The sequence below is a fragment of the Microcoleus sp. M2_D5 genome (assembly GCF_036701935.1).
GTDB lineage: Bacteria > Cyanobacteriota > Cyanobacteriia > Cyanobacteriales > Microcoleaceae > Microcoleus.
The window spans coordinates 1-5,407 of the sequence record NZ_JAUBRP010000148.1; the positions used below are offsets into that span (position 1 = coordinate 1).

At 46.9% G+C, this 5,407-nt stretch carries 3 protein-coding genes; 1 reads left to right on the forward strand and 2 read right to left on the reverse strand.

Going from position 1 to position 5,407, the window contains the following annotated elements; translation table 11 throughout:
- Positions 1–363 precede the first annotated feature (363 nt).
- Both QUA50_RS28980 and QUA50_RS28985 read right to left on the reverse strand, forming a co-directional pair.
- Positions 364–1,995 carry a polysaccharide biosynthesis protein gene (locus tag QUA50_RS28980; protein WP_333268735.1) on the reverse strand — a complete coding sequence of 544 codons (1,632 nt, stop codon included), beginning with the start codon at positions 1,993–1,995 and terminating at the stop codon, positions 364–366.
- 567 nt (positions 1,996–2,562) lie between these two features.
- Entirely contained in the window at positions 2,563–3,855 is a 1,293-nt protein-coding gene (locus QUA50_RS28985; RefSeq protein WP_333268733.1) for a PilT/PilU family type 4a pilus ATPase, read from the reverse strand.
- Positions 3,856–4,138: 283 nt separating this feature from the next.
- Between QUA50_RS28985 and QUA50_RS28990 the strand changes: the two genes are divergently transcribed.
- Complete coding sequence (locus tag QUA50_RS28990; RefSeq protein ID WP_333268731.1) at positions 4,139–5,320, forward strand: DUF58 domain-containing protein; 1,182 nt, start codon at positions 4,139–4,141, stop codon at positions 5,318–5,320.
- Positions 5,321–5,407 lie beyond the last annotated feature (87 nt).

Below are 5,407 nucleotides of genomic sequence, written 5' to 3' on the forward strand. Positions count from 1 at the left end.
CTTTTCACTCGCTCGCACGCTCTCGATCGCTTTCGCTACGTAACGTGCGATCGATTATTCAGCAAACCCTAATTAAACGTCAAACAAGCCCAGACTGGAGAAACCCGGTTTCTAAAAGAAACCAGGTTTCTAGGTGTTCTATTTTTAATCCACTAAACACTTAGTCGATGTTTAACATCAAATCCGGTTGCAGGGGAATAATAAAAATCGAGTCAAGAGTTAACACTCAACCATTCCGTTTTTCGACCTGCCCGTCAACAGTCAACAATCATTTCGCTCGTGCAACCGGAATTGATATAACTCATTCATCCCCTGTGGGTGGGCACTGAGGAAGTAATCTCCCAACTCAAAACTACGTTCAAGCTAGGCTGCATCGCGGATAGCAACAGGTTCAGATTTTTTGGTGGTGAACTGTGCGGGGGGTGCAAATTCTCTGAGATATCTCGATATCGATCGCAAATATCCCACTTCTGCTTGAATCGAATCCAGGGTAGAAAGACTCTCAACTAAGTCATCAAACTCATCTGCCGTAACTCCAGCACTTTGCAAGACTTCTTGGTTAAGCCGCCCGCAGATTCCTTGCAGGAGGAGTTCGATAATCTCGCTATACTCAGCGATTTGGGTTCCGTAACCTTGCAATTTCTTCGGATTGATTCCCCACTGCAAAATCTTCAACAAGTCTTCAGGGGCACTCCATGCAAAAGAGGAAGCAATCACTTCTTTTTCGGCTGCGACAAGAGCGTGCTTGATTTGCACTTCGGGGAAATCTGGATTAATGATTAAGTTTTCCAGCTTCGACACTTGTTTATCTAAGACCGGCAAAGAAAAAGGAGCTAATTCTACAGTCACCATGTCGCCAGTATCGTTAACACTTCTAAAAGGATCTTCCAACACATTAATTAGAAGGTGAATGTCTGTAGGTTTTTTCCAGTCAAATTGTCCAAGGAAAAACGGTTCTTCATATCCCGGCAAAAGTCCTTGAAAATAAATCGGCAGATTTTTGCCTGATTCAATAATTTTATAAAGAGCTACTTCCAAGGTTTCTGTGGGCCAACCCAGATTACTTACTGCGACAAATTTCAGTTTTCCTGGAACGGACACAACCAAAGAATTCAGCAATAAATGTACGGCTTCAAAAAGATTTTGAGCAGTTACGTAACGGTGGGGAGCGTGAACGTTGACAGTTTTACATTGTTCTACTTTTTTGGACATTTGCTCGCAGAACAAGCTATTTTCCAACATATGAGTAAAGCGAACCATCCCGTAAGTGACATCTCCTTCTTGAGCTGCTTTGGCAAATTGCCATTCGGCAAACTTTTTCGAGGCGGCGTAAACTTCGGTTGTAAAATATCGAGATGTTTTGCCTGTGGAAGAGAAGATGCAGTGTTCTACGCCGTATTCTTCGCAGAGTTGGATGATGTGTTTACATCCTAACAGGCTGGTTGTAACTGTTTCTCGGATTTTGATTTCAGCTAGTCCGGGTTGACGTTGGGCTGCTAGGTGAAAAACAATTTCTGGTTTTTCTACCTCAAATATGTGTTGGAGCGCGTCGAGGTTGCGAATGTCGGCGGCATAGAAAGTTACAGCACCTTCTGTGTTAAAAACCGGGAGATTTTCTTCGGGGTTTTGACATCGGGCGTTGTCTGCGGAAATGATTTTCGTTGCGCCTAATTCGAGAAGTTTTGCGATTAAGAAACGACCGACACATCCTTCTCCACCGGTGATGAGGATGGTTTTTCCTTTGATTTGGCTGGTGACTGCAGATGCGTATAAGTGAATAGTGCGATCGCGCACGTCGCTAAAAGGTTCGCTTTCTAATTGTCCGTCGGCTTGATAGGCGGAGATTAGCTGTGCGGTGAGAGTTTGTAAGGTCGCGAGGATTTCAGGATCTTGGGGATCCGGGGAACCGGGCGGAACTAGCTGCTGGATGCGCTCAATTATTTCCGCTTTGCTGGCACCTTCAAACACTTCTCTTTGGTTAAATGCACTCTTCACTTTTTTGGCTCCTTTAAATTCTCGAAATACCGTTGCTGATAAGCGACTTGTTAAACCAATTTTCGAGGGACAGAATCTTTAAAAGTCTGCTGGGTTTTAGGATTTTTTCGACGGAAAGCTACTTAATTGGAAAAACACGCGATCGGCTCTGCTTGTAGTTGTATTAAGCGCTTTTGTAATCTGCTTGCTTGTGCGATCGGCAAATATCGGCAAATTCGGAATGTTCTCTGTCAAAAATATGTCACTACAACTATATACTTAAATTGCTGATTGGTGCCAATACTCGGAATATATCTTTACTATTTCTTTGCAATTACCTATGAGTTTTTACGCAATTTTAAAGTTTATGTAAAGTAGGGTCTACGTTTAAAAAACTTAACAATACACTAGACCTTGATTCTAGCACTTTACTATTTAATTAAAATGTATTTTTTGTTACTAAAATAAGCGGGGTTTTAAGTAAAACTACGCACAAAAATCTCAATCAAATATTTCCGTCTGCTCAAAATCTTGTTACTTGAGGGGTGGGGTAGTCCTGCTGTGCCTACCCCTGTATGTGTGCTGCTACTAGGCGCGAACAATTCGTTCTTTTTTGCTGCCTTCAAAGCCACGAGCATCCCCAACATCGTAGCCTCCTGTTCGCAAGCGACGGTCTAAATCGCTGGCTTCAGGAGAAGTTTTTGCTGCTTCTTCGATCGTGACTCTGCCTTCAAGCACCAGTTTGTAAAGACCCTGGTTGATAATCTGCATTCCTTCGTAAGTATCGTGTTCCATCAACCGGAAAGCTTCATCATCAGCACCTTTCATCAAGTAATCGTGCATGGCAGGTGTATTCACCAAAATATCGTGAACTGCTACCCGACGGTTGTCAACTGTTGGCAGCAAAAGTTGGGCAATTACCGCTACTAAAGAATCGCAAATTTGAATCCGCATCGCCTGTTGTTCTTCGGGCGGGTAGAGGTTCAACAACCGATTAATAGCGTTAATGGCGCTGCGAGTGTGGAGAGTTCCCAATACTAAGTGACCGGTTTGAGCTGCTTGCAATGCTGTATTTATGGTAACGCGATCGCGCATTTCCCCGATCAGAATTACATCTGGATCTTCCCGCAAAACAGCCCGCAAAGCCTGCTGAAACTCGTGGGTATGCAAGCCGACTTCCCGCTGGCTGACCAAGCATTTTTTAGAAGGGTGAATGAATTCGATCGGGTCTTCAATTGTAACTACGTGCTTTTGCTCCATCTGGTTGAGGTGGTCGAGCATCGCAGCTACGGTTGTCGATTTCCCCGAACCTGTCGGCCCAGTAACCAATATTAATCCCTGCGATCGCAAAATGATATTTTTCAGAACTTCTGGCAACCTCAAGGAATCGATAGTAGGTATTTCCAAACTAATCAACCGCAATACCATCGCACCGCCGGTGAGGGAATCAAAACAGTTTAGCCTACAACGCACAAAGCCGGGGTAAAAAATTGCTGAATCTAATTCTTTGGTAGTTGCAAACTGTTTTCGCTGTTCGGGGGTGAGAATTTCGGCTAGGTAATTTTCAAAAATTTCTGGCGTTACTTTGGGGTGGGTGGTTGCTACTTGCATCGCGCCCCGAATCCGAAATCGAGGTACTTGGCCGACTCGGATGTGAATGTCGGAAGCTCCTGCGCTATGGGCATCTCTGACCATTTGTTCGATCGTGCTGACGGGTGTCTCAACAGGCCGCTGCTGCTGCTGCTGCTGGGCTGCGGGGGGCACGCTCGGCGCTGGTGGAGGCGGCGCGGGAGTTGCAGCCAAGGGCGGGGGCGGGGGCGGTGTTCGTCGGCGGCCTTGAGCCTCTGGTTGAAGGGGTGTAGGATTGTTTAATGGGTTCATTTTTTGGTCTCCAGTCAGTCTATTTTAGATTTTAGATTTTAGATTTTAGATTGACTCCACAGATTAATCTGGGAGCAGGAACTAGAGTCTAAAATTTGGGCATCGACCCTGACTGAGTGTACGTGGCAGGGTATCCGTTTTTGGGCGGGGTAAATGTAGATTTACTGCGAAAAAATGCCCGATTTCTAATTTTATCGCTCGCAGCTAATTCGGTGTTAAATGCTGAGAATATTTTACAATTAGGCTGGATGGGGCGATCGAGTAATTAACAATTTCAACTCCTATGAACATCGGTCACAAAATTGCCGACTGGCTCGAAAATCGCGCTGTTACCCCTGCCTACGCGGGTTGGCTGCTGTCGGGGATGACGGTTTTCTTTTTTGGGTCGGCGACTAATACAATGTCTGGGTGGCTGTACGTGCTCAGCGGTGGGGGTTTGGCGCTGTTGGCAGTAGCGGCGGTTTTGCCTGGAAAATCGCTCCGTGCCTTGGAAGTCCGTCGCCGCCCGATCGAACCGGTGAGTGCGGGCGATCGAATCACCGTCGAACTAGAAATCGAAAATCGCGCCCGCCAACCTAAGACTTTGTTGCAAGTGGTAGACATCTTGCCGTTTGTCTTGGGAGAACCGGTTGTTCGCCCGATCGAAGTCATAGAGCCTAACAGTACATACAGGGATACATACTATTTAGAAGTCCGGCGGCGGGGCGTCTATCGCTGGCAAGAGGTAAACTTGAGGACGGCGGCACCTTTAGGGTTGTTTTGGTGCCGGCGCAGCCGCCCGGTAAAAGCGGTGGCGGTTGTCTATCCGCAGGTTTTGCCGTTGAGCACTTGCCCTTTGATCGATCGCATCGGTCAAGAAGACAGCCCGCAATTTTACAATCGCAGTCGATCGCAAACTGCCACCGAAGGCCTCACCCGCAACCTGAGACCTTACCGCCACGGAGACCCCACCCGTCTGATTCACTGGCGCACCAGCGCCCGCTACGGAGAACTGCGGGTGAGAGAGTTAGAAGTTGCAGCCGGGGGTCAAGAAATTATTATTGCTCTCGACAGCGCTGCGGCGTGGCAGCCAGAAGAATTTGAACGAGCCGTGACAGTTGCTGCATCCCTGTACTTCTATGCTAGCAAGCGCCTGTTAAACGTCAAACTTTGGACTGCCGGGACTGGACTTGTTTCGGGCAACCGGGTAGTTTTGGAAACTTTAGCGGCGGTTAATGCTGGGGAAGATGCGATCGAGAATCGGCCGAAACTGCCGATAATTTGGCTGACTCAGTATGATATCAAAGAGTCTGCAACTTTAAGCACTCTTTCCCCTGGCAGCCGCTGGGTACTCTGGCCGTCGGCAACTGATGAAACAGGCAAAAAAATGTTAGTCAAACATGAGTTACCTGGTTTAGAAATTCGCTCTGACCGACCCTTAGAACTTCAGTTACAAGATCCTCTCGAAAGAGCGATTAGTTATTAAGGAGCGCAAACTGGGGGGGTGACAAAGATGCCTAAGAGATAGACCGAATCAGGGTTGCAGCCCGCATACCTTGTTGATAAAAGCGAC

Bases quoted from the DNA above. Each gene is read 5' to 3' on its own strand.
- QUA50_RS28990 (WP_333268731.1), top strand. From the start codon at position 4,139: ATGAACATCGGTCACAAAATTGCCGACTGGCTCGAAAATCGCGCTGTT.
- QUA50_RS28985 (WP_333268733.1), bottom strand. From the start codon at position 3,855: ATGAACCCATTAAACAATCCTACACCCCTTCAACCAGAGGCTCAAGGC.